This is a genomic window from Streptomyces sp. NPDC104313 (genome assembly GCF_055583985.1).
This window is the reverse complement of the sequence record NZ_JBVJMW010000003.1, coordinates 210,214-234,401: the sequence shown is the minus strand read 5'-3', so window position 1 is coordinate 234,401 and position 24,188 is coordinate 210,214. Positions and strand designations below refer to the sequence as shown.

Annotated in this window: 21 protein-coding genes and 1 pseudogene; 10 read left to right on the top strand and 12 right to left on the bottom strand. The window is 69.8% G+C overall.

Annotated elements, in window-relative coordinates; genetic code table 11:
* Nucleotides 1–62: 62 nt before the first annotated feature.
* From cydD to hisC, 4 genes are all read right to left on the bottom strand, one after another.
* Nucleotides 63–3,596 carry a thiol reductant ABC exporter subunit CydD gene (gene cydD / locus ACZ60Q_RS08105; protein ID WP_469630066.1) on the bottom strand — a complete coding sequence of 1,178 codons (3,534 nt, stop codon included), beginning with the start codon at nucleotides 3,594–3,596 and terminating at the stop codon, nucleotides 63–65.
* A 93-nt stretch (nucleotides 3,597–3,689) separates the two neighbouring features.
* A complete protein-coding gene (cydB, locus tag ACZ60Q_RS08100; RefSeq protein ID WP_469630063.1) occupies nucleotides 3,690–4,691 on the bottom strand; it encodes a cytochrome d ubiquinol oxidase subunit II in 1,002 nt (333 codons plus the stop codon).
* Nucleotides 4,692–4,707: 16 nt separating this feature from the next.
* Entirely contained in the window at nucleotides 4,708–6,219 is a 1,512-nt protein-coding gene (locus tag ACZ60Q_RS08095; RefSeq protein ID WP_469630060.1) for a cytochrome ubiquinol oxidase subunit I, read from the bottom strand.
* A gap of 239 nt (nucleotides 6,220–6,458) precedes the next feature.
* Nucleotides 6,459–7,538 carry a histidinol-phosphate transaminase gene (gene hisC, locus ACZ60Q_RS08090; protein WP_469630057.1) on the bottom strand — a complete coding sequence of 360 codons (1,080 nt, stop codon included), beginning with the start codon at nucleotides 7,536–7,538 and terminating at the stop codon, nucleotides 6,459–6,461.
* Between the two features lie 405 nt (nucleotides 7,539–7,943).
* On the opposite strand from hisC, the gene ACZ60Q_RS08085 reads away from it, so the two are divergent.
* The 3 genes from ACZ60Q_RS08085 to ACZ60Q_RS08075 all read left to right on the top strand — a co-directional run bounded on the left by ACZ60Q_RS08085 (nucleotide 7,944) and on the right by ACZ60Q_RS08075 (nucleotide 11,422).
* Nucleotides 7,944–9,056: a LacI family DNA-binding transcriptional regulator gene (locus ACZ60Q_RS08085; RefSeq protein WP_469630055.1), complete on the top strand. Its 1,113-nt coding sequence runs from the start codon at nucleotides 7,944–7,946 to the stop codon at nucleotides 9,054–9,056.
* Between the two features lie 159 nt (nucleotides 9,057–9,215).
* Nucleotides 9,216–10,415, top strand: coding sequence for a metallophosphoesterase (locus ACZ60Q_RS08080; RefSeq protein WP_469631243.1), 1,200 nt, complete (start codon nucleotides 9,216–9,218; stop codon nucleotides 10,413–10,415).
* 203 nt (nucleotides 10,416–10,618) lie between these two features.
* A complete protein-coding gene (locus tag ACZ60Q_RS08075; RefSeq protein ID WP_469630052.1) occupies nucleotides 10,619–11,422 on the top strand; it encodes a hypothetical protein in 804 nt (267 codons plus the stop codon).
* Between the two features lie 171 nt (nucleotides 11,423–11,593).
* Here the strand turns inward: ACZ60Q_RS08075 and ACZ60Q_RS08070 are convergent, their stop codons facing one another.
* From ACZ60Q_RS08070 to thiC, 3 genes and pseudogenes are all read right to left on the bottom strand, one after another.
* On the bottom strand, nucleotides 11,594–11,950 hold the full coding sequence (locus tag ACZ60Q_RS08070) for a DUF805 domain-containing protein (protein WP_469630050.1): 357 nt from the start codon (nucleotides 11,948–11,950) through the stop codon (nucleotides 11,594–11,596).
* Nucleotides 11,951–12,180: 230 nt separating this feature from the next.
* Nucleotides 12,181–12,724, bottom strand: a pseudogene (locus ACZ60Q_RS08065) (VWA domain-containing protein); the annotation flags it as partial.
* Between the two features lie 185 nt (nucleotides 12,725–12,909).
* On the bottom strand, nucleotides 12,910–14,745 hold the full coding sequence (gene thiC, locus ACZ60Q_RS08060) for a phosphomethylpyrimidine synthase ThiC (protein ID WP_469630047.1): 1,836 nt from the start codon (nucleotides 14,743–14,745) through the stop codon (nucleotides 12,910–12,912).
* A gap of 196 nt (nucleotides 14,746–14,941) precedes the next feature.
* Between thiC and ACZ60Q_RS08055 the strand changes: the two genes are divergently transcribed.
* Nucleotides 14,942–16,276: a YibE/F family protein gene (locus ACZ60Q_RS08055; RefSeq protein WP_469630044.1), complete on the top strand. Its 1,335-nt coding sequence runs from the start codon at nucleotides 14,942–14,944 to the stop codon at nucleotides 16,274–16,276.
* Between the two features lie 44 nt (nucleotides 16,277–16,320).
* Here the strand turns inward: ACZ60Q_RS08055 and ACZ60Q_RS08050 are convergent, their stop codons facing one another.
* The 4 genes from ACZ60Q_RS08050 to ACZ60Q_RS08035 all read right to left on the bottom strand — a co-directional run bounded on the left by ACZ60Q_RS08050 (nucleotide 16,321) and on the right by ACZ60Q_RS08035 (nucleotide 18,724).
* Nucleotides 16,321–16,758: an SsgA family sporulation/cell division regulator gene (locus ACZ60Q_RS08050; protein ID WP_024263706.1), complete on the bottom strand. Its 438-nt coding sequence runs from the start codon at nucleotides 16,756–16,758 to the stop codon at nucleotides 16,321–16,323.
* Between the two features lie 101 nt (nucleotides 16,759–16,859).
* Nucleotides 16,860–17,636, bottom strand: coding sequence for an IclR family transcriptional regulator (locus ACZ60Q_RS08045; RefSeq protein WP_469630041.1), 777 nt, complete (start codon nucleotides 17,634–17,636; stop codon nucleotides 16,860–16,862).
* 383 nt (nucleotides 17,637–18,019) lie between these two features.
* Complete coding sequence (locus tag ACZ60Q_RS08040) at nucleotides 18,020–18,232, bottom strand: DUF5326 family protein (protein WP_403909870.1); 213 nt, start codon at nucleotides 18,230–18,232, stop codon at nucleotides 18,020–18,022.
* 174 nt (nucleotides 18,233–18,406) lie between these two features.
* The gene (locus ACZ60Q_RS08035) at nucleotides 18,407–18,724 is read right to left on the bottom strand and encodes a cupin domain-containing protein (RefSeq protein WP_097865568.1); all 318 of its coding nucleotides are present in this window, start codon (nucleotides 18,722–18,724) and stop codon (nucleotides 18,407–18,409) included.
* Between the two features lie 87 nt (nucleotides 18,725–18,811).
* On the opposite strand from ACZ60Q_RS08035, the gene ACZ60Q_RS08030 reads away from it, so the two are divergent.
* The 5 genes from ACZ60Q_RS08030 to ACZ60Q_RS08010 all read left to right on the top strand — a co-directional run bounded on the left by ACZ60Q_RS08030 (nucleotide 18,812) and on the right by ACZ60Q_RS08010 (nucleotide 22,260).
* Nucleotides 18,812–19,189: a phage holin family protein gene (locus tag ACZ60Q_RS08030; RefSeq protein ID WP_469630037.1), complete on the top strand. Its 378-nt coding sequence runs from the start codon at nucleotides 18,812–18,814 to the stop codon at nucleotides 19,187–19,189.
* Between the two features lie 104 nt (nucleotides 19,190–19,293).
* The gene (locus ACZ60Q_RS08025; RefSeq protein WP_469630034.1) at nucleotides 19,294–20,418 is read left to right on the top strand and encodes a cystathionine gamma-lyase; all 1,125 of its coding nucleotides are present in this window, start codon (nucleotides 19,294–19,296) and stop codon (nucleotides 20,416–20,418) included.
* A 44-nt stretch (nucleotides 20,419–20,462) separates the two neighbouring features.
* A complete protein-coding gene (locus ACZ60Q_RS08020) occupies nucleotides 20,463–20,942 on the top strand; it encodes an NUDIX domain-containing protein (protein WP_469630032.1) in 480 nt (159 codons plus the stop codon).
* A 116-nt stretch (nucleotides 20,943–21,058) separates the two neighbouring features.
* Nucleotides 21,059–21,406 (top strand): hypothetical protein, encoded by a 348-nt coding sequence (locus tag ACZ60Q_RS08015; protein ID WP_469630029.1) that lies wholly within the window; start codon nucleotides 21,059–21,061, stop codon nucleotides 21,404–21,406.
* Nucleotides 21,355–22,260 (top strand): GNAT family N-acetyltransferase, encoded by a 906-nt coding sequence (locus ACZ60Q_RS08010; protein ID WP_469630026.1) that lies wholly within the window; start codon nucleotides 21,355–21,357, stop codon nucleotides 22,258–22,260. Before ACZ60Q_RS08015 ends, ACZ60Q_RS08010 begins: the two co-directional genes overlap by 52 nt.
* A gap of 71 nt (nucleotides 22,261–22,331) precedes the next feature.
* Here ACZ60Q_RS08010 and ACZ60Q_RS08005 read toward each other — a convergent pair whose 3' ends face one another.
* Complete coding sequence (locus ACZ60Q_RS08005) at nucleotides 22,332–23,543, bottom strand: MFS transporter (protein WP_469630024.1); 1,212 nt, start codon at nucleotides 23,541–23,543, stop codon at nucleotides 22,332–22,334.
* Nucleotides 23,544–23,683: 140 nt separating this feature from the next.
* Between ACZ60Q_RS08005 and ACZ60Q_RS08000 the strand changes: the two genes are divergently transcribed.
* A complete protein-coding gene (locus ACZ60Q_RS08000) occupies nucleotides 23,684–24,181 on the top strand; it encodes a MarR family winged helix-turn-helix transcriptional regulator (protein ID WP_469630021.1) in 498 nt (165 codons plus the stop codon).
* Nucleotides 24,182–24,188: the final 7 nt, after the last annotated feature.

Below are 24,188 nucleotides of genomic sequence, written 5' to 3'. Positions count from 1 at the left end.
AATGCGCTCGACGGACGAAAGGGCCCCGGCCGGCCGGGGCCCGGTCCGTGCCGTCGCCGCTCTCAGACTCCGGCCCCGACCGCCCCGGCCTTCTCCCGTTCGCGCTCCAGCATGCGGCTCAGCGGCCCTTCCTCGGCGGCGAGTTCGACGTACGGTCCGCGCTGCACGACCCGGCCCGCGTCCAGCACCAGCACCTCGTCAACCGTGTCGAGGCCGGTCAGCCGGTGGGTGATCAGTACCGTCGCACAGCCCCGGGTCGCGTCCAGCAGGTCGGCGGTGAGGGCGTCGGCGGTCGGCAGGTCGAGGTGTTCGGCCGGCTCGTCCAGGACGAGCACGGGGAAGCCCGCGAGCAGCGCGCGGGCCAGCGCGAGGCGCTGGCGCTGGCCGCCGGAGAGCCGCGCTCCGTGCTCGCCCACCGGGGTGTCGAGCTTCTCCGGCAGGGCCAGTGCCCAGTCCAGGAGCCGGGCCCGGGAGAGCGCGTCGCGCAGTTCACCGTCGGTCGCCCCGGGCCGGGCCAGGCGCAGGTTCTCGCGGATCGTGCTGTCGAAGACGTGCGCGTCCTGGGCGCACAGCCCGACCGAGCGCCGGACCGCATCCGATTCCAGCGCGGACGCCTCGACGCCGCCCAGCCGGTACGTCCCCGACGAGGCGTCCAGGAAGCGCAGCAGTACCTGGGCGAGCGTCGTCTTGCCCGAGCCGGAGGGGCCCACGACCGCGATGCGCCGTCCGGGCGTCAGCGTCAGGTCGAGCGAGGCCAGCGCATCGTCCCGGGCCCCCGGATAGCGGGCGCTCAGCCCCCGCACCTCCAGCGGGAACAGCGACGCGGGCTCCTCGGCGGGCACCTCGGGCTCCTTTACGGGCACGGGGGCGTCCAGCACCTCGAACACCCGCTGCGCGCTCCGGGCGACGCGCTGCCGGTACTGCACGGCGAGCGGCAGCCCGGTGACGGCCTCGAAGGCGGCGAGCGGGGTCAGGACCACCACGGCGAGCGCGACGCCGGACAGCCTGCCGTCCTGCACGGCGGGGACGGCGACAGCAGCGGCGGCCACCACGGTGAGCCCGCAGACCAGGGCGGACAGTCCACCGCCCAGTGCCGTCGCGGCGGCGGCGCGCGAGGCGATCCGGGTCAGCAGCGTGTCGGCCGCGCGCAGCCGCGTCTGCCGGGCGGGCAGCGCGCCCGCGACGGTCAGTTCGGCCGTGCCGCCGAGCAGATCGGCGACCCGGGTGGCCAGGGCGGCGCGGGCGGGTGCGAGCTGACGCTCCGTACGGCGGGCGCAGGCGCCGCTGACCAGCGGGACGCCGACCCCGGCGACCAGCAGTCCGACAGCCAGGATCACGCCGGCCTCCGGGAGCAGCCAGCCGGTGAACCCGGCGGCCGCGGCCCCCACGACGACGGCGGTTCCGGCGGGCAGCAGCCAGCGCAGCCAGTAGTCCTGGAGCGCGTCCACATCGGCGACGAGCCGGGACAGCAGATCGCCGCGGCGCGTGGTGCGCAGGCCCCCGGGGGCGATGCGCTCAAGGCCCCGGTAGACGGCGACGCGCAGTCCGGCGAGGAGCTTCAGGACGGCGTCGTGCGAGACGAGCCGCTCGGCGTAACGGAAGACCGCCCGGCCGATACCGAAGGCGCGGGTCGCGGTGACCGCCATCATCAAGTACATGACCGGCGGCTCCTCGGAGGCGCGGGAGATCAGCCAGCCGGAGACCGCCATGAGCCCCACGGCCGACCCGACCGCCAGGCTGCCGAGCAGCAGGGCCAGGGCCAGCCGTCCCCGCTGCGCCCCGGCCGACTCACGGACCCGGGCGAGCACCCGTCCGGAGCGGGCACCGGTCTTCCCCGGCCCGCCGTCGGCCGCGCTCAGCTCCTCCGCCCGGCGGGCGTCCAGGAGTTCGCCCCCGGCGAGCGGCTGCGGAACGGCCGGCCCGGGGGAGCGGCCCGCCGACCCGGTCCGGGGGACGGAGCCGGTGCCCGCCTCCAGCGTGACCACACGGTCGGCGACCGCCAGCAGGGCCGGACGGTGGACGACCAGCAGCACGGTCCGTCCGGCGGCCAGCCTGCGTACGGCGTCGACGATGCCCGCCTCGCTCTCGCCGTCCAGGCTCGCGGTCGGCTCGTCCAGCAGCAGGAGCGGCCGGTCGGCCAGGAACGCCCGGGCGAGGGCGAGGCGCTGGCGCTGGCCCGCGGAGAGTCCGGCGCCGTCCTCGCCCAGTGCCGTCCGCGTCCCGTCGGGCAGCGCCGCGACGAAGTCGTACGCGCCCGCGTCCCGCAGCGCCGCGAGGACCGCCTCGTCGTCGGCGTCGGGCCGGGCCAGGCGCACGTTCTCGGCGATCGTGCCCGCGAAGAGGTGGGGGCGCTGGGGGACCCAGGCGATACGGCTGCGCCAGCGTTCGAGGTCCAGGTCCATAAGGTCCCGGCCCCCGACCCGGACGTGCCCCTCGTCGGGTGCGACGAAGCCGAGAAGCACGTTCAGCAGGGTGGACTTGCCGACTCCGCTCGGTCCGATCAGGGCGACGGTCTCCCCCGGCTCCACGGTGAGCGACGCGGCGTCCAACGAGGGCTCGGTGCGGCCCTCGTGGCGTACGGTCACGTCCGCCAGTTCCAGGCGCAGCGCCTCGGGGACGTCCTCGGCGCCCGGGGCCCGGGGTTCGGTCTCCAGGACCGTGAAGATCTCCTCGGCGGCCGACAGGCCCTCGGCCGCCGCGTGGTACTGCGCTCCGACCTGGCGGATCGGCAGATAGGCCTCCGGGGCCAGGATCAGAACCACCAGGCCGGTGTAGAGGTCGAGTTCGCCGTGGACGAGCCGCATGCCGATCGTGACGGCGACGAGGGCCACCGACAGGGTCGCCAGCAGCTCCAGGGCGAACGAGGACAGAAAGGCGATCCGCAGGGTGCGCAGGGTGGCCCGGCGGTAGTCGGAGGTGATCGTGCGGATCGATTCGGCCTGGGCCTTGGCCCGCCCGAAGACCTTCAGGGTCGGCAGCCCGGCGACGACGTCCAGGAAGTGTCCGGAGAGCCGGGACAGCAGCTGCCACTGGCGGTCCATCTGCGACTGGGTGGCCCAGCCGATCAGGATCATGAAGAGCGGGATGAGCGGCAGCGTGACGACGATGATCGCCGCCGACACCCAGTCCTCGGTGACGATCCGGGCCAGCACCGCCACGGGCACCACGACCGCGAGTCCGAGCTGGGGAAGATAGCGGGCGAAGTAGTCGTCGAGGGCGTCGATGCCCCGGGTCGCCAGAGCGACGAGCGAACCGGTGCGCTGTCCGCTCAGCCAGTCGGGGCCCAGCCGCGCGGCCCGCTCCAGGAGCCGGCCGCGCAGTTCGGACTTGACGGCCGCGCTGGCACGGTGGGCCGCCAGCTCGGTGAGCCAGGCGACGAGGGCCCGCCCGAGGGCGACCGCGGCCAGCAGAAGAAGAGGGGTGCGCAGCGCGGTGACCGTGAGTCCGCCCTCGAAACCGCCCACCACGATCTCGGCGATGAGCATCGCCTGGGCGATCACCAGCAGGGCACCGACCAGGCCGAGAGCCACCACGGCCGCCAGGAAGAGGCGAGTGGCCCGTGCGTAGTGGAGCAGACGCGGATCGATCGGTTTCACGTGAAACATCCCCCCGGCGGGGTCGGTGAACTCTGCGGGATCGGCGGCCGCTCCGGCCCCGCGGGAAACGCGGGGCGGAGCGGTCCACCGGACTCAGTGCGCGTCGGCGATGTGCTGGGTACCGATGCGCTTACGGAAGACCCAGTAGGTCCAGCTCTGATAGAGCAGCACGACGGGCGTGGCGATGCCCGCGCACCAGGTCATGATCTTGAGCGTGTACGGGCTGGACGAGGCGTTGGTGACCGTGAGGTTCCAGGCGTCGTTCAGCGAGGACGGCATGACGTTCGGGAAGAGCGTCAGGAAGAGCATCGCGACCGCCGCCGCGATCGTCACACCCGAGAACGCGAACGACCAGCCCTCACGGCCCCTGGCGATGGCACCGATCGCGGCCAGGAGCGCCACCACCGCCACGATCATGGCCCCCAGGCTCCAGCCGTCCCCGTGGTCCGCCTGGGTCCAGACCAGGAAGCCCAGTGCGAGCACCGCGGCGACCGGCCCCAGCTTCAGCGCCAGGGCGCGGGCACGGAACCGGATGTCTCCCGCGGTCTTGAGGCCGGCGAACACCGCCCCGTGAAAGGTGAAGAGGGTGAGCGTGACGAGGCCGCCGAGAATCGCGTACGGGTTGAGGAGATCGAGGAAGTTGCCGACGTACTCCATGTCCGCGTCGATCTTCACGCCCCGCACGATGTTCCCGAACGCCACGCCCCACAGCACCGCGGGGATCAGCGAGGTCCAGAAGATCGCGGTCTCCCAGTTCGTCTGCCACCGCTCCTCCGGCCGCTTGGCGCGGTACTCGAAGGCGACGCCGCGGACGATCAGGCAGAACAGGATGATCAGCAGCGGCAGGTAGAAGCCGGAGAAGAGGGTGGCGTACCACTCGGGGAAGGCGGCGAAGGTCGCACCGCCCGCGCTGAGCAGCCAGACCTCGTTGCCGTCCCAGACGGGCCCGATCGTGTTGATCAGGACCCGGCGCTCCTTGCGGTTGCGGGCCAGCAGTTTGGTGAGGACCCCGATGCCGAAGTCGAATCCCTCCAGGAAGAAGTAGCCGGTCCAGAGGACGGCGATGAGCACGAACCAGACGTCGTGGAGTTCCATCTCTCAGCTCCTGTGCTCAGTACGAGAAGGCCATCGGCCGGTCGGCGTCTTCTTCGTCGTGCCCGCCGATCTTTGTGGGCGGGTTGAGGTCGTCCTCGGTGAGTTCCGGCGGCCCGGCCTTGATGTACTTCACGAGCAGCTTCACCTCGATCACGGCGAGCACCGCGTACAGCAGGGTGAAGACGATCATCGAGGTGAGGACCTCGCCCTGCGAGACACCGGGGGAGACCCCGGCACGTGTCTGGAGCACCCCGTAGACGACCCACGGCTGGCGGCCCATCTCGGTGAAGATCCAGCCCCAGGAGTTGGCGATCAGAGGGAAGAGCAGCGTCCAGAGCGCAACGACCCAGTAGAGCTTGGTGAGCCTCGGACTCAGCGCCTTGTTCTTGAAGAGGACCAGATGCGGCACTTCGTCCTCACCGGTCCGCAGCGCCGGTGGCAGCAGGAACTTCCTCCGGGTCAGCCAGAGCCCCAGCAGGCCGAGGCCGAAGGAGGCCATACCGAAGCCGATCATCCACCGGAAGCTCCAGAACGCGACCGGGATGTTGGGACGGTAGTCGCCGGGCCCGTACTTCTCCTGCGACTCCTTGTTGATGTCGTTGATGCCGGGGACATACGAGTTCAGGTCGTTGTTGGCGAGGAAGGACAGTATCCCGGGGAGCGAGATCTCCACGGAGTTGTGACCCTTGCTGACGTCCCCGTACGCGAAGATCGAGAACGGCGCCCGCTCCTGGCCGTCCCACAGGGCCTCGGCGGCGGCCATCTTCATCGGCTGCTGCCGGAACATGACCTTGGCGAGGCTGTCGCCGCTGACGGCGGTGAGCAGTCCGGCGGCCACGACGGTGACCAGCCCCACCCGCAGCGAGGTCCGCATCACCGGGATGTGCTTCTTGCGCGCCAGGTGGAACGCGGCGATGCCGACCATGAAGGCCCCGCCGACCAGGAACGCCGCCGTGATGGTGTGGAAGAACTGGGTGACGGCGGTGTCCTGGGTGAGCACCCGCCAGAAGTCGGTGAGCTCGGCGCGGCCGCGCTCCTCGTTGATCCGGTAGCCGACCGGGTGCTGCATCCAGGAGTTGGCCGCCAGGATGAAGTAGGCGGAGAGCACCGTGCCGATCGAGACCATCCAGATGCAGGCGAGGTGGATCTTCTTCGGCAGCTTGTCCCAGCCGAAGATCCACAGACCGATGAAGGTGGACTCGAAGAAGAAGGCGATCAGCGCCTCGAAGGCGAGGGGAGCGCCGAAGATGTCGCCGACGAAGCGCGAGTAGTCGGACCAGTTCATGCCGAACTGGAACTCCTGGACGATGCCCGTGACGACGCCCATGGCGATGTTGATCAGGAACAGCTTGCCCCAGAACTTGGTCGCCCTGAGGTACTTCTCGTTCTCCGTCCGCACCCAGGCGGTCTGCAGGCCGGCGGTGAGCGCGGCGAGCGAGATCGTCAGAGGGACGAAGAGGAAGTGGTAGACGGTGGTGATGCCGAACTGCCATCGCGCCAGGGTCTCCGGCGCCAGAGCGAGGTCCACGTCGTCAGTCTCCTTACATCGCCGTGGTCATACCGGCACTATGCCTCTTTCGCCCCACTGATTACGGGAGGAAGCAGGGCACGCTTGTGAACGCGTTCACATTCACAAGCAATTATGGCGCACACACTTTCGGGCCCTTCGCCGGGGGTACCCCCTTTTCGGCCCCCACCCCACGCAAAGGGCCCCGGACCTCACGATCGAGGTCCGGGGCCACCCGGCCGTACAGGTGCGTGCGGGTTCTACAGCTCTGCGCGGAACGCCTCCGCCGCCTTCAGGAAGAGGTCGTTGCCCTCGCTCTCGCCGATCGACACCCGGACGCCCTCGCCCTTGAAGGGCCGCACGACCACTCCGGCCCGCTCGCAGGCCCCGGCGAAGTCGAGGGTCCGCTCGCCGAGCCGCAGCCAGACGAAGTTCGCGTGCGACTCCGGCACCGTCCAGCCCTGGCGCACCAGCTCCGCGCTCACCCGGGCGCGCTCGGCGACCAGCGAGCCCACCCGGCCCAGCAGCTCGTCCTCCGCACGGAGCGAGGCCACCGCCGCGTCCTGGGCGAGCTGGCTCACCCCGAAGGGGACGGCGGTCTTGCGCAGCGCCGCGGCCACCGGCTCGTGGGCCACCGCGAAGCCGACCCGCAGCCCGGCCAGACCGTACGCCTTGGAGAAGGTCCGCAGCACTGCCACGTTGGGCCGGTCCCGGTAGAACTCGATGCCGTCCGGCACATCGGCGTCGCGGATGAACTCCTTGTACGCCTCATCGAGCACCACCAGCACATCGCTCGGCACCCGGTCGAGGAATCGTTCCAGCTCGGCCCGGCGCACCACCGTGCCGGTGGGGTTGTTGGGATTGCAGACGAAGATCAGCCGGGTCCGGTCGGTGATCGCCTCCGCCATCGCGTCGAGGTCGTGCACCTCGCCGTCGGTCAGCGGGACCCTCACCGAGGTAGCGCCGCTGACCTGCGTGATGATCGGGTACGCCTCGAAGGACCGCCACGCGTAGATGACCTCGTCGCCGGGCCCGGAGGTGGCCTGGAGCAGCTGCTGGGCCACCCCCACGGACCCGGTGCCCGTGGCGAGATGCGTAAGAGGCACACCGAAACGGTCGGCCAGCTCGTTCATCAGGCCGGTGCACGCCATGTCCGGGTAGCGGTTGAAGTTGCCCGCGGCGGCGAGCGCCGACTCCAGTACGCCCGGCAGCGGCGGATAGGGATTCTCGTTGGAGGACAGCTTGTACGCGACCGGTCCACCGGCCGCCGCCGGCTTCCCCGGCACATAGGCGGGAACGCCGTCCAGCTCGGCGCGCAATTTGGGGCTCGTCTCGCTCACCGCAGGTCCTCCTCGACCGTCCGTTCACAGCAATACTGCACACCTTATGAGGATGGGGCCCCGCCGCGAATGGCCCGAGCGGGAAATCGACCACAGTGCCCGGAATGGGGCCTCGCACGGGCTCGATCCGAGGCCTCTCCCAGGGGGGAGCGTTTTCTTCTGTGGCGCGCGCCGGTGGCTCGCGCCGTGGCGCGCGTCCCCCGAAGTGGTGAGTTGAGACCTCTTCGAGACATCGCATATTCAGCAGGCTACCGCCCTCCAACACCTGAAACACATATACAATAGTGGCCAACTACCTTGCATTATAAGGATTCTGATGGGTAGTAACCTTGCAGAAACGTGCCTGTCAACGTGCGCATATGCGACCGGACCGACCACCCCTCGGAGCCCTACTATCGGCTCGCCATGACAGCAGCAGGGAAGCACCAGGTGAGCCGGACGGAGACCCCCCGGCGCAGCGGCCGGCCAGGACGGGCGGGGATCCGTGATGTGGCCGCCGCGGCCGGAGTCTCGATCACGACCGTCTCCGACGCGCTCAACGGCAAGGGCAGGCTCCCGGACGCCACCCGCAGCCATGTCCGCGAGGTCGCCGAGCGCCTGGGCTACCGCCCGTCCGCCGCGGCCCGAACCCTCCGTACGGGCAAGTCGGGGCTGATCGGCCTGACCGTGACCACGTACGGGAATGAACCTTTCACCTTCACCGAATTCGCGTACTTCGCGGAGATGGCGAGAGCCGCGACCTCCGCGGCGCTCGCCCGCGGCTACGCCCTCGTCATCCTCCCCGCCACCTCCCGGCACGACGTCTGGTCGAACGTCGCACTCGACGGGACCGTCGTCATCGACCCCTCCGACCAGGACCCGGTCGTCACCGAACTCGTCCGCCAGGGACTGCCCGTCGTCTCGGACGGCCGCCCGGCCGGCACGCTCCCCGTCACCGCCTGGGTCGACAACGACCACCGCGCCGCCGTGCTCGACCTCCTCGACCATCTCGCCGCCGCCGGAGCCCGCCGTATCGGCCTACTGACCGGCAACACCACCGACACGTACACCCGACTGTCCACCACCGCCTACCTCAACTGGTGCGAGCGGGTCGGTCAGGATCCCGTCTACGAGTCCTACCCGGCCCACGACCCCTGCGCGGGGGCGGTCGCCGCCGACCGGCTGCTCGCCCGCCCGGACCGCCCCGACGCGGTCTACGGGCTCTTCGACCCCAATGGGACCGACCTCCTCGCGGCAGCGCGCCGCTACGGGCTGCGGGTCCCCGAGGACCTGCTGCTGGTCTGCTGCAGCGAGTCCACCGTGTACGCGGCCACCGAACCGCCCATCACGACGCTCTCGCTGAAGCCCCGCCGCATCGGCACGGCCGTCGTCCAGCTCCTCATCGACGCTATCGAAGGGGTCGGACACGACGGACCGGTGGAGCAGGTCATACCGACGGAGCTCATCGTCCGGACCTCCTCGCAACGACGCCCACCGCGCACAACGGTCAGCCCGCCGCGCTCCCCCAGCGGGGACTGATCGGCTCTTTTCGGACCAATCGGCCGGTGAACCGTGCGTGCGCCCGGATTCACCACCCCTGGTGCGTCACACAGATCGATCCGCATTCCTATGATGGGCGCACGACACCGCGGACCACCTCTACCAGGCAGGGCCCGTCAGGTGTACGGCGGCGCGACGGTGGTGGAGGGGTCGATGACTCAGGGGGCCGGTCAGGAACCCGTGGTGCGGACGGCGACGTTGCGTGACTTCCGGGTTCCGCCGTATGCGCAGACACCCGTGCCACCACCAGCACAGGCGGCACCTCCTTCCCCGGTGCCGCCGCGGGCGCCGGAACCGAACCCTCCGGTGCCGGGCGCCTCCGTGGCCCCGGCACCCGGTGCTTCCGTGCCCCCGCGCGCTCCCGCACCGCCCCGTCCACCGCATCCCGGCAACGCCGTCGTGGGCGACGGGCAACCGGAGGGCTACACACCGACCGAACGGGACCTCCCGGTCATCCGTCGCGGCGACACGGTCCAGGTGCGGACCGTTCCCGAGCCGGGGCCCGTGGCCGAGGACAGCCGCGGACCGCTCTTCGTCGTCGGCGACGTCCACGGCTATCTGGACGAGCTGCTCGCCGCACTCGGCGCACAGGGCCTCATCGACGCCGACGGGAACTGGGCTGCGGGCAACGCCCGTCTGTGGTTCCTCGGCGACTTCACCGACCGCGGGCCGGACGGCATCGGGGTCATCGACCTCGTCATGCGGCTCTCCGCCGAGGCGGCGGCGGCCGGCGGCTACTGCAAGGCCCTGATGGGCAACCACGAGCTGCTGCTGATCGGCGCCAAGCGGTTCGCCGACACGCCCGTCAACTCCGGGGCGGGCACCGCCACCTTCCAGGCCGCCTGGCTGCTCAACGGCGGTCAGAAGACCGACATGGACCGCCTCCAGGACGTCCACCTCCAGTGGATGTCCCGGCTCGACGCGGTCGTCGAGGAGGACGGGCATCTGCTGATGCACTCCGACACGACGGCCTACCTCGACTACGGCTCCACGATCGAGGACGTCAATGACACGATCACGGCCATTCTCACGCGCAATGACGCCGACGAGTGCTGGGACCTCTTCCGTAAGCTCACCAAGCGATTCGCCTTCCGGGACGAGGGTGGCGCCCAGGCGGTGCGCGAGCTGCTGACGACGTACGGCGGGCAGCGCGTCGTCCATGGTCACAGCCCCATTCCGTACCTCCTGGGCGAGGTCGGCACAGAGGAGGGCGAGGACAGCACGGGCCCCGTGATCAACGGCCCGCACGTGTACGCGGACAACCTCGCCATCGCCATGGACGGCGGAGTGACCATGGCCGGAAAGCTGCTGGTGGTCCAACTCCCGCTGCATGACTGACCGTCGGCGGGGAAGGCGCTTCAGGTTCCACCTGCGCCGACCTCGCCGATCACCGGGCCCGTCACCGGGCCCAATTCTGGAAACACCCTGTCACCCCGTGCCGTGAGCGCTCTACCATCGGCGTATCAGTGGCAGGCTCTCCTCCGTTTCCGCCCGATCGCCCGGTCCACGCGGGCAGCCGGGCACCGACGGAGCATCGGGGGATGCAGATGACAAGCGCTCCGCACCTGCTGGCCGAGGACGGACCCGAGTACGAGCGGATCCTGGGCGACGCACTGCGCCACGCCCATGAACGCCCGGACCTGGACGGCGTCGGGGACCGGCTCAACACCGAACAGCTGCGCACCATGGCGCTCAGCGCCACCGCGCTGATCGCCGCGGCCGCGGCCACCGAGTACGAGCACTACGTAAGGGCCCGCAGCGAACTGCGCCGCGCGGCGACCGCGGAAGGACCGCAGAGCACGGCGGCCGGATCGGGCGCCGGCATAGGGGCGGTCATCACGGTCCTGACCCCGCTGCTGGCCGGCTCCGCGGCCGTCATCTTCCTGCTCGTCGGCTATCTGCTGAAGGCCGTCAGCCCGTCGGTCACCTTCGGCCGTCCGATGGTCACGGCCGGGTGGTTCTTCGCCGCGGTCGCCGCCGCGGCGATCCTGGTCGCGGCCGTCGGGCTGCTCGTCACCGCGCTCCGCAACGGCGCGACGTCGCTGGCCGCCGAGAACGAGGAGCAGGACCTCCCGGAAGACGTCGCGCGGGCCAGGGAGGCGTGGCGCCACGCCCTGCTGGAGCGCGGCATCCTCCCGTTCCTCCGGGACGCCCTGGCCGACCCCACTGCGGGGCCCGCCGCACGGCCCCCGCACCGTTCGCCCCACCGCATTCCCAAGGTCGGGTACAGCAGGCCGGACTTCTCCGGCCCGGACGACGGTCCGGCGGCCGGTCCTCGACCGACCTTCACCAGTCCCGATTTCACGAGCCCGGACTTCGGCGGCCCGGAGCACCAGCCGGACTGAGACCGAAACGCCCCACCGTCCCGGCTCCCGGTATCCGTACACCGCGCCTGTCACGGCTGTCGGCATCCGGGCCCGGGCTCCTCCGCATCCGGCTCCCGGACACACCGCGGGCCGGGGCGGCAAGTGCCGCGCCCGGCCCGGGGAACGCTCCGGACGGACCGGAGCGGTGGATCAGATGCCCTGCGGAGCCAGCTTCGGGTTGACGCCGTGCTGGTTCGTCTCCGGCTTGCCCTCGGAGGCGAGGAAGACGATCAGGATGATGAAGCCGACCAGGGGGATGAGCCCGATCAGCAGCCACCAGCCCGAGCGGCCGGTGTCGTGCAGGCGGCGCACACCGACCGCGAGCGTCGGGACGAGAATCGCGACGGCGTAGATGTAGGACAGGAAGTCCGCGCCGATCAGGCCACCGATGATCGAAAGCACCAGGCTGATGACGAAGCTGATGAGCGTGAACATCCAGTACTCCTTGCGGCGCGCTCGTCCGCTGAAGCCTGCGTAGTTCTTGAGTACGGCCAGGTACCAGTCCATGGTGATTCCCCTCCCCGGGCCCTGTTCCAGGGCCGCCAACTTTCAGCCAAGCAAGCCGGAAAGTAAGCCACGGATAAGGATCAGGTCAAGCCCCTTTGGCGCAACGGGGAAACGTACATCCAGCTGCCACACGACTGTGTCCATACTGTCGCTTAACAAGATGATGAACTACACCAAAGCGCAACAAAAAACATCAAGTTACCTATAAGGCATGGAACGCCCACGCTCGTTCAGAGGATGCCGGCCCTGCGCGCGGCGGTCGTCCAGCTCGGGAACTCGACCAGGAGCCGGTCGTACAGCTCCTGGTCGGGGATCGTGCTGATGTCGTCGACGGCGAAGAACCCGGCGTTGTCGACGCGGCGTCCGGGCAGAGTGTCGAACCGTTCCAGCACTCCGTAGTCGGACCGGCCCAGGCCGACGAACTGCCAGAAGATCGGCTTCTCCGCCGCCGCGCGCAGCTCCTGCTCGATCTCGGCGTTGCGGTGGACACCACCGTCGGAGAAGAACAGCACCAGGGTGGCGGACACAGGGTGCTGCGCGACGGAGGAGCGCACCTCCGCGACGACCCGCTGTTCCTTGTTCTGGATGACCACCGTCCGCATGTCGATCTGCTCGGCCTCCAGCCCCTTCGGCCTCTTGTCGCGCCGGAAGAGGCCAATCTGTCCGACCCGGTCCCTCCGCGCCGCGCTTGCGCAGGCTGACCGCGACCTGTTTCTTGCGCAGCGACAGGCGCTCGCGCATGTCCGGCGGGAGCCGGTCCTCGCCCTTGCCGAGTCACGGCCCCCCGGGCGACGCGTCGACGTCGGCCACGCCCGGCCCGGGGTACCGGACGAGCTCGACGCGCAGCGCCTCGGCGTCACGGGTACGTTGGCGCCCTTGCGGAGGGATCTCGATGCCATGACGCCGGCCTGCCGTCGGCCGGCGCCCCGTGGACTCCGGCCGACCGCATCCGCCGGTGGTCAGTCGGCGATGGGCAGGTAGACCCGGTTGCCGGCGGCCGCGAACTCCTTCGACTTCTCGGCCATGCCCTCCTCGATCTCCTCCTGCGAACCACCGTGCTGACGCCGGATGTCCTGGGAGATCTTCATCGAGCAGAACTTCGGCCCGCACATCGAGCAGAAGTGCGCCGTCTTCGCCGGCTCGGCGGGCAGCGTCTCGTCATGGAACTCCCTCGCCGTGTCCGGGTCGAGGGCCAGGTTGAACTGGTCCTCCCAGCGGAACTCGAACCGCGCGTCGGACAGGGCGTCGTCCCACTCCTGCGCACCCGGGTGGCCCTTGGCCAGATCGGCCGCGTGGGCGGCGATCTTGTAGGTGATGACGCCCGTCTTCACGTCGTCCCGGTTCGGCAGCCCCAGGTGCTCCTTGGGCGTGACGTAGCAGAGCATCGCCGTGCCCCACCAGGCGATCATCGCTGCGCCGATGCCCGAGGTGATGTGGTCGTAGGCGGGCGCGACGTCCGTGGTCAGCGGGCCGAGCGTGTAGAACGGCGCCTCCTCGCAGATCTCCTGCTGGAGGTCGATGTTCTCCTTGATCTTGTGCATCGGGACGTGCCCGGGGCCCTCGATCATGGTCTGGACGCCGAACCGCTTCGCGATCGTGTTCAACTCGCCCAGCGTACGCAGCTCGGCGAACTGCGCCTCGTCGTTGGCGTCCGCGATCGAACCGGGGCGCAGTCCGTCGCCCAGGGAGTAGGTGACGTCGTACGTCGCGAGGATCTCGCAGAGCTCCTCGAAGTGCTCGTAGAGAAACGACTCCTTGTGGTGGGCGAGACACCAGGCCGCCATGATCGAGCCACCACGCGAGACGATGCCGGTCTTGCGTCGGGCCGTCAACGGGACGTACGGCAGGCGCACACCAGCGTGCACCGTCATGTAGTCCACGCCTTGCTCGGCCTGTTCGATGACCGTGTCCTTGTAGATCTCCCAGTTCAGCTCCTCGGCCCGGCCGTCGACCTTCTCCAGGGCCTGGTAGAGCGGAACGGTGCCGATCGGCACGGGAGAGTTGCGCAGCACCCATTCACGGGTGGTGTGGATGTTGCGGCCGGTGGACAGGTCCATGACCGTGTCGGCGCCCCACTTCGTCGCCCAGGTCATCTTGTCCACCTCCTCCTCGATGGAGGAGGTGACGGCCGAGTTGCCGATGTTGGCGTTGACCTTCACCAGGAACCGCTTGCCGATGATCATCGGCTCGATCTCGGGGTGGTTGACGTTGGCGGGCAGCACCGCCCGGCCCCGCGCGATCTCCTCGCGGACGACCTCGGCCTCCACGTTCTCCCTGATCGCCACGTACTCCATCTCCGGGGTGATCTCCCCCCGTCGGGCGTACGCGAGTTGCGTGACGGGACGTCCGTCGCGGCTGCGGCGCGGCCGGCGCGGGCGGCCGGGAAAGACGGCGTCGAGGTTGCGCAGTCCGCCGCGCGGCGAGGTGTGCTTGAGCCCGTCGTCCTCGGGGCGGGCCGGCCGGCCCGTGTACTCGTCGGTGTCGCCGCGGGCGATGATCCAGTTCTCCCGCAGGGGCGCGAGGCCGCGGCGGACATCGGTGTCGATGGAGGGATCGGTGTACGGCCCCGAGGTGTCGTACAGCGTCACGTCCTTGCCGTTGGTGAGGTGCACCTGTCGGACCGGCACCCGGAGGTCCGGGCGCGAGCCCTGGACGTACCCCTTGTGCCAGCCGATGGACTTCCCGCCCCCGTCGTTCCGCGTCCCGTCGCCCGGCGTCGTACCGTCCGGCGCCGTACCGTCCGGCGTTCCGTCGTTCTGTTTCGAGGCAGGCGTGCGTGCGTCCGCTGTGGTCATGAGACCTACTCCCTACGCCGGCATTACCCGGTAACAGGTTCGGCGGTCGGCGCAGCGTGTCCCGTACGGATGTACGGCGATCAGCGCCCTCTCAGCCCGGTGCTCCGAGCTCCCGCGTGTGCAAAGGTGCCTCCACGCTAGCGTCCTTTGCGGCGAGCTGACCAGAGGGCCCTTCTGTTCTTGCGATGATCGCCCCGTGACCTCCCCCCAAAGCGACCCCGCACCCCAGCCGCCCCAGGGCCACACCCACAGCCACGGGCCGGCCGCCCCGGTCTCCCGGCACCTGCGCAAGGTCATCGCCGCCGTACTGATCCCGTTCGCGACGGCGGTCGTCGTCGGCCTGATCGCGTTCTGGCCCGGCGGCGCGCCCGACCACGAGCGCACCGGCGTCGGATTCGACCGGCAGACCCAGGACGGCAAGGTCGTCCAGGTCGTGAAAGTCGACTGCGCGGACGTCAACGCCGCGCAGGTGCCCCCGACCGGAGACACCTCCACGCCCTCGGGCCGGGAGGCCGTCAACGAGCAGAAGGGGGAGTGCGCGAAGGCCACCATCGAGGTGACCAGCGGCGACGACAAGGGCCGGAAGTTCGTCGAGGTGGTCCAGCCGGACGCGCCCCGACAGCTGAAGAAAGGGCAGGGCGTGGTCGTGGCCTACGCCCCCGACGCGCCGCGCGACCTCCAGTACTCCGTGACCGACGTGAACCGGAAGATCCCGATGGCGGTGCTGGCCGGGATCTTCGCGTTGGCGGTGATCCTGGTGGGCAGGATGCGCGGGGTGATGGCACTGGTGGCGCTGGTCGTGTCGTTCGCCGTGCTGACCTTGTTCATCCTTCCGGCGATCCTGCAGGGGTCGAACCCCTTGGTCGTGGCGGTGATCGGGGCCAGCGCGATCATGCTGACGGCTCTGTATCTGTGCCACGGGGTGACGGCCCGTACGTCTGTCGCGGTCGTCGGCACGCTGATCTCGCTGCTGCTGATCGGGCTGCTGGGCTCCCTGTTCATCGGCTGGGCGAGCCTGAGCGGCAACACCGACGACAACACCGGCCTCATCCACGGCCTCTACCCGGACATCGATATGAGCGGACTACTGCTGGCCGGCGTCATCATCGGTTCGCTCGGGGTGCTCGACGATGTGACGGTCACCCAGACCTCCGCCGTCTGGGAACTGCACCAGGCGGACCCGCAGATGGGTTGGAAGGGTCTGTACCGGGCAGGTATCCGGATCGGAAGGGACCACATCGCCTCGGTGGTCAACACGTTGGTGCTGGCGTACGCGGGCGCGGCGTTGCCGCTGCTGCTGCTCTTCTCCATCGCCCAGAGCAGTGTGGGGACGGTGGCCAACAGCGAGCTGATCGCCGAGGAGATCGTCCGCACGCTGGTCGGGTCGATCGGCCTGGTCGCCTCGGTGCCGGTGACCACGGTGCTCGCCGCGCTGGTCGTCTCCGCGGACCGTCCGGGGTCCGGCGGCGCACAGGCGGCTTCGGCCGCACCCGCGCGGACGGGCCGGGGCCGTCGCCGTAAGACGGGGTGACGCGGCATCGCGGCGGGATGACGGGGCATCGGGTGCGTGCCCGGTCAGCCCGCGTTCTGCTCCTCGGCGAGGATGCGGCCGAGCGCATCCTCCAGGTTGCCGTCGAAGTCACCCAGCGTGTGTTCCTGGCCGAGCGGCACGAGCTTGTCCGTCCGGTCGAGAAACGCCACCAGCGGCGCCGTCCCCGCCCTGAACAGCGCACGGTCCGCGCCGACCTGGAGCCGGATGTGCACATCGCCGAGGCCCTCGGGCTCGGTCGGGCCGATGTGCACATCTCCGTCGCCGCTCGGGCTGTTGAGCCCGTCCAGCAGCAGTTCGCGGCCGAACGCCCAGGTCACAGGGGCATCGCCGGGCAGGTGGAACGTCATCCGGATGGCGTACGGATCGCCGACCTCGTACCGGAGCTCCACCGGAATACGGAACGAGAGTTCCTCGGAGACGAGGAAGCTCATCATGACCTCTGCTTGAACCGACTCGCGCATCGTTCAACCCCGCAGTAGATGAAACTGGCCAGGAATGATCCCCCATGGCCCTATTGACGCCATCGTGGTGCACGCGATAGCAGATCACAAGGAGTGATTTTTCAGATACTGATAGAGAACACGAGCGAACGCAAGAGGCTGGCGACTTCGCCACGTAGCTGTTCGACTGCGGGCAGCAACCGATCTTCCCGGTCCAGGGGCACGGAAATGGCCATCGCCGCAATGGTGGCACCGGCCGTGACGGGAATCGCGGCGCACACGGTCCCCAGTGCGTACTCCTGGCGTTCGATGACCGGTTCACCTCGTCGGAGGGTGCGCAGCCGTTCCAGAAGTGTGGCGCGATCTCGCACTGAGTAACGGGTGAGGGGGCGTACGGGGTGCCGGTCGAGGTGGTCCTCGCGGGCCCTCTCGTCGAGCTGGGCGAGCAGACACTGGCCGATGGCGTGCGCGTGGGCGGTTTCCCGGAACGAGGCCCACTCCTCCACCGCCGGGGTGTCGGGGGCGTCCGCGACCGCGATGAGATCGATCTCGCCGTCGCAGTAGACGGCGCAGTACACCGGCGCTCCGATGACGTCCCGCCAGTGGCCGAGGGAGTCGGCGACGGAGGCGGGGCGCGGGCGGCTCCTGACCCCGGGGGCGACGGTCAGGTTCTCGGCTGCCGCGCCGAAGAGGAAGACTCCGTTCTCGCGGCGGAGATAGCCCTCATGGGTGAGGGTGCGCAGCAAGTGGTACGCGGTCGGGAGCGGAAGCCCCGCCTCACGTGCCAGTTGCTTGGCGGGCGCCCCGTCCCGATGGGTGCCCACAGCCTCCAGCAGCCTCAACGCCCGCTGAACCGAACCGATCAACGTCGGGACAGCGGTGCTAGATGCCGTGGTCAAGGGCCACCCCCAGGCATGGTGACGGGCCGTCGGCCCTCCCGTGGAGGCCGCCCCCACGGGCCTGCCGCGATCCCGAGGACCGGAGGGGGCCGGAGATCCGGCCCGTGACCGGCGAGGACCGGTCCGGGCGCCGACGATCGAAGGCCAACGACCGGACTGTCGTACCCAGGACCGATCAGGCGATCGATATGGTGACGGAAGGTCACATTCCGGATGGCGGCAGTGGTATGCCACTGTATCGGCCGCCTGCGGCAGACGGGTGGTTTCGTCCGGGACTTAGCTCTGCTGGGCTAATCCTCCCGCCCCGTAGCTGACCGCGCGTCGTCCTGCCGGACGGGCCGGACGGAACAGGCCGGCCCCCGCGCCGGCCCGCGTTCCGTGTACTACCAGTCACCGCGCGAGGACGACGACGACATGAACTTGCGGACGACGAAGACCAGCCCGCCGACCACGACGACGAAGACCAGCGCCTTGAAGAGCAGGCTGATCACGAAGCCGACGACGCTGGCGATCAGCCCGCCGAACACGAAGATCGCAATGACGGGCACCGCGATCCACTTCACCCACCAGGGCATTCCCGCGAATATCTCCCGCACGGCCATCGCCTCTACCTCGTCTCTCTGGGTCCTTGCCTCGATGCTAAAGGCGCGAAGGCACCCCGCGGGGGGCGGGCAGCCCTTGAAGACCCCTGATCGAGCCCCTAGGGATCCCCGGGGCGGCCCGCACCGGAATCCCCGGGACAGCCGCACCGGATCCCCCGGGACGGGGGCTCAGCTCTCGGGCGGCGAGAAGACGACCATCACTCTCAGGTCCTCGGTGATGTGGTGAAACTTGTGGGCCACGCCCGCGGGTACGTAGACGACGCTTCCTCTGCCGACCTGCGTCGTCTCCGTCCCCACCGTGATCGACGCCCGCCCGCTGACGACGAAGTAGACCTCGTCCTGCTGGTGCGGCTGCTGCGGATCGAGTTCTCCCGCGTCCAGGGCGTACAGGCCGACCGACATGTTGCGTTCCCGCACGAACTGCAGGTAGGCGCCGTCGTTGGCGGCCCGCTCCGCCTCCAGCTCGTCCAGTCTGAATGCCTTCATGGCCCGTCCCGCCCCTTGTACCCACGCTGTCGGCTGTGCCTGCGCTGCCGGTGTCCACCACCGATCCTGTCTGCCACGATCAGACACATGAAGAATTTCGTAGTCAAGACGATCGCCAACGCGGGTGCGCTGGCCGTTGCCATCTGGCTGATCGGCAACATCACGCTGGAAGGCGGCAGCACGGGTCGCAAGGCCCTCACCCTGATTCTGGTCGCGCTGATCTTCGGCCTGGTGAACTTCCTGGTGAAGCCGGTGGTCCAGCTGCTGACGTTCCCCTTGTTCATCCTGACGCTGGGTTTGATCACCCTGGTGGTCAACGCCCTGATGCTGCTGCTGACGTCCTGGCTGGCCGACGTGTTCGATCTCAGCTTCCACGTCGAGGGGTTCTGGACGGCGGTGCTCGGCGGACTGATCATCTCGGTCGTGTCCTGGGCGCTCAATGTCGTCCTGCCCGACGAGAACTGATTCCGGTATTCGGGATTCCGGACCTCCGGGGAAGGCTGTTCCAGAGGCCTCTGGAAGAGTGCGGGACACCGGTCCACCACCGGGAGAGCAGCGAAGGAGCAGGCATGAACGCCATGGGCGACGGAACGCGCGCGGTACGCGCCGGGCTTCCCGAACCGGAGCAGTTCGGACCCACCCTGCCCGGCCCGGTCTTCGCCGCGCACTTCCACCTCTCCGGCGAACCGGTGGGTCCCTACACCTACGGTCGGGAGACCAACCCGACCTGGACCCACCTGGAGCGGGCCATCGGCGAGCTGGAGGCTCCCGGTGAGGAGGTGGGCACAACCGTGTTCGCCTCGGGCATGGCGGCGATCACCGCGGTGCTGCTCTCCCAGGTCCGCTCGGGCGACGCCGTGGTCCTGCCCGACGACGGCTACCAGGCGCTGCCGCTCGTACGGGAGCAACTGGAGGCGTACGGGGTCGAGGTCCGGACCGCGCCGACCGGCGGCGATGCCCAGCTGGCCCTGCTGACCGGGGCGAAGCTGCTCTGGATCGAGAGCCCGTCCAACCCGGGCCTGGACGTCTGCGACATCCGGCGGCTGGTCGAGGCCGCGCACGCGGCGGGCGCACTGGTCGCCGTCGACAACACCCTGGCCACCCCGATCGGCCAGCGCCCGCTGGAGCTGGGCGCCGATTTCTCGGTCGCCAGCGACACCAAGGGCATGACCGGGCACGGCGACATCCTGCTCGGCCATGTGACCTGCCGCGATCCCCGGCTGACGGCGGATGTACGGCGCTGGCGCAAGGTCGTCGGGGCGATTCCGGGGCCGATGGAGGCCTGGCTCGCGCACCGCTCGCTGGCCACCCTCCAGCTGCGCGTCGACCGACAGTGCACCACCGCCCTCGCCCTCGCCGAGGCACTGGCGAGGCGTGCGGAGGTCACCGGGCTGCGGTATCCGGGACTGCCCACCGACCCGTCACACCCCGTCGCGGGGCGCCAGATGCGGCGCTTCGGATCCGTGGTGTCCTTCGAGCTGGCCGGCCGGGAGACCGCGGAGCGCTTCCTGTCCGCGCTGCGCCTGGTCGACGACGCGACGAGCTTCGGCGGCGTCCGGTCCACCGCGGAGCGTCGGGGCCGCTGGGGCGGCGACGCTGTGGCGGAGGGCTTCATCCGCTTCTCGGTCGGCGCGGAGGACCCCGAGGATTTGCTCGCCGACGTCGAACAGGCGCTGAACACGGCGGTCCGGTAGGCCGGGGGAGTTTCAGACGGTCCTCCACGGGCCACTCTCTTGCCATGACCGAACGTCCTGTGGTCAAGCGCACCGCACGCGCCGTCCTGCTCGACGGCGACGATCTCATCCTGATCAAGCGCACGAAGCCGGGAGTCGATCCGTACTGGCTCACGCCCGGCGGCGGGGTCGAGCCGGAGGACGCCACCGTCGTCGAAGCGCTGCACCGCGAGGTCGACGAGGAGCTGGGCGCCAAGATCGTCGACGTGGTGCCGTGCTTCGTCGACACCGTGGAGCACATCGCGGACGGCGGCGTGACGGGAGTGAAGGTCCAGCACTTCTTCGTCTGCCGACTGGTGTCGATGGACCTCTCCCTGCGACACGGCCCGGAGATCGACGAGCCTTCCGGGGAGTACGAGATCGTCCGGGTGCCGTTCAGCCGGGTCGGCATCGCGGCCGTGCACCTCGTTCCGCTGTCCCTGCGGCACTACCTCGACGGCAACATCGAAGGCGTACGGGCGATGCACGCCCCCGACCTGGGCTGACGCCCTGCGGCGGACCCGCGCCCCGGTCCTTCCGAGGCGCGTACTCCCTAGCGGGTACCCGTGGATACTCCCGCTGCCGGACGCCCCGGGAAGTCCCGCTCGGCATCGTGTTTCACGTGAAACCACTCAAGCGCCCCGTACGTCGAGGAGTCCTCGTCGGCCAGGTCGCCATCTCCGTCAGCCGGCTCGGCCTGACCATCGGCCTGCTGACGCTCGGCATCACCGTGTTCGCCACCGGAGACCCAGCCACCGCGAACGCCACCCGGTCCATGAAGATCTACGGGGACTGGCTGGTGACCCTGGTGGCTCTGCTCTCCCTGGGGGCTCACCCGGCGCGGCAGGCGGTTGCGGATCTAGGCCAGTTCCGCGAAATCGGTGGACGCGCGATCACCCCGTCAGACAGCCTGACCCCATGCGCAGCCCCTCACCACTCTCCCTTGTCGAACTGCCGATCCGACGCCTGAACCGGGGAGACCTGGTCCCCTGCTCCGATCTCTGCGAGGACCGCGGCTGGCCGCGCGACGAACACCGGTGGGGGCTGTTCCTCTCGGCCGGCACCGGATACGGGATCGACGCTCCGGACGGCAAGGGCCTGGCCGCGACCTGTCTGACCATGCCGTACGGATCCGACCTCACCGCGGTCGGCATGCTGCTCGTCGCCGAACGCTACGCACGTCGGGGGCTCGCCCACCGGCTCATGCGGCACGTGATGGAAACAGAGGGGGACACCCCGCTCGCCCTGTACGCAACCGAACAGGGACAGCCGCTCTACGAGAAGCTCGGCTTCTCCCCCGTGGGCCGGGCCGAACGCGTCAGCGGCCGTTTCGGAGCGGGCGGCCCCGACGGCTCCCCCTCGGCCTCTCCCTCCCCCTCGGCCTCTCGCTCGTCCGTGACCACACGCCCGGCCGCGGCGGACGACCTGCAGGCGCTGGTCCGGCTCGACCTCCCCGTGTTCGGCGTCGACCGGACGCATCTTCTCGCCCGGCTGCCCGCCTTCTCCGACCGGCTCCAGGTCGCCGAGGAGCACGGCGAGCTGGTCGGCTACGGGGCGCTCTGGCCGAGCGGGCAGGCCGAGGTGGTCGGGCCGCTGATCGCCCGGGACACGGCCACCGCGCAGGCTCTGGTCACGGCCCTGGCCGCCACTACGGACCGGCCGCTGCGAGCCGATGTCCACGCCCGGCACAAGGAATTGCTCGGCTGGCTGGTGGAGCGCGGGCTGGAGCCCCTTACCCGGACCACCGTGATGACGTACAACATCACGGACCTGCCCGGTGACGCCGCCCGCAGGTTCGCCCCGCTCACCCTCGCGACGGGCTGACGCGGAGCAGGCCGCACCGCCACGAGGGCGGTACGGCGGCTCCACGATGCGGGCCCACTGGGAGCGGCTGCTCAGCGCCGGGCCGCCGCCACGACGGCCGGCTCGGGGCTGCTCCCTGCGACGATCCAGCCCTTGCCGGTCTCCCGGCGCTCCAGCAGGCTGGAGAACACCGCCAGGACCAGGGCCGACGCGGCGAGCGCGGCGCCGACCCAGTTGGGGGCGGTGTAGCCGAGGCCGGCCGCGATCACGAGACCGCCGAGCCAGGCGGAGAGGGCGTTGCCGAGGTTGAAGGCCCCGATGTTGACCGCGGAGGCCAGCGTCGGCGCACCCGCCGCCTGGTCGAGGACCCGCTTCTGCAGCGGGGGCACGGTCGCGAAGCCCAGGGCTCCGATCAGGACGATGGTGACGGCCGCGGCGATCTTGTTGTGGGCGGTCACGGTGAACAGGCCGAGGACCACGGCGAGCGAGCCGAGTGAGACGTACAGCATGGGCATCAGGTGGCGGTCGGCGAATTTCCCGCCGATCAGGTTGCCCCCCACCATGCCGAGGCCGAAGAGGACGAGCAGCCAGGTGACGGACGAGGTCGAGTAGCCGGCGATCTCGGTCATCATCGGGGTGATGTAGGTGATCGCGGCGAAGACTCCGCCGAAGCCCAGGACGGTCATGGCCATCGCCAGCAGGACCTGGACGTTACGGAACGCGGCCAGCTCGTGGCGGATGCGTACGCCTTCCGGCCTCGTCTGGTCCGGTACGAGCTTCGCGACGCCGAACAGTCCCACGACGCCCAGAACGGCGACGAGGAGGAACGTGGTCCGCCAGCCCGCGGTCTGTCCGATGAACGTGCCGAGCGGAACGCCGACGACGTTGGCGACGGTGAGCCCGGTGAACATCATGGCGATGGCCCCGGCCTTCTTCCGCGGGGCGACCAGATCGGCCGCGACCACCGAGCCGATACCGAAGAAGGCGCCGTGCGCGAGGGAGGCGATCACCCGTCCGGCGAGCATGACGCCGAAGACCGGCGCGAGCGCGGACACCACGTTGCCCACGATGAACAGCCCCATGAGGATCATCAGCATGCGCTTGCGGGTGACACGAGTGCCGAGCAGCGTCATCAGCGGGGCGCCGAGGACCACACCGAGCGCGTAGCCGGTCACCAGGAAGCCCGCGGTCGGGATCGAGACCTGGAAGTCACCGGCGACCTCGGGGAGCAACCCCATGATCACGAACTCGGTCGTTCCGATCCCGAATGCCCCGATGGCAAGGGCCAGGAGCGCGAGCGGCATGGGTTTCACCCTCCCTGAAGATTGCGTCTGCGCCTTACGAGCGTCCACAATAATTGCAGACGCCGTTTAATTGCAAGCGCGGGCTATTGCAGACGTCCCCTATTCTGGAGTCACGCAGCTCCCGCACGGAGGAGAGAGACATGACGGCGACCGACCCCGCCCTGACCACCGTCGCCCAGAGCTGGTGCGCGCTCTCCCTGCTTCACGGGAAGATCGAGGCCCGGATCGAACGGGCCCTCCAGGCCGGCCACGGGCTCAGCGCACGCGAGTACTCCCTGCTCAACGTGTTGAGCCGACAGCACAACGGCACCGGCGGACATCTCCAGATGAAGCAGGTCGCCGACGCCGTCGTCCTCAGCCAGAGCGCCACCACCCGGCTCGTCACCCGACTCGAGGACCGTGGGCTACTGATCCGCTACCTGTGCGACACCGACCGTCGCGGCATCTACACCGACGTCACCGAGGCCGGGCTCACACTGCTGGAGGCCGCCCGGCCGACGAACGACATCGCGCTACGGGCGGCGTTGGACGAGGCTGCGGAGAACCCGGAACTCACCCTTCTGGTCAGGGCCGTCGAAGAGCTCAAGGTCCCGGCCTGGCCGAGCCCGATCGGCACGACATCCCTGGAGCCGTCCTAGGATGCCG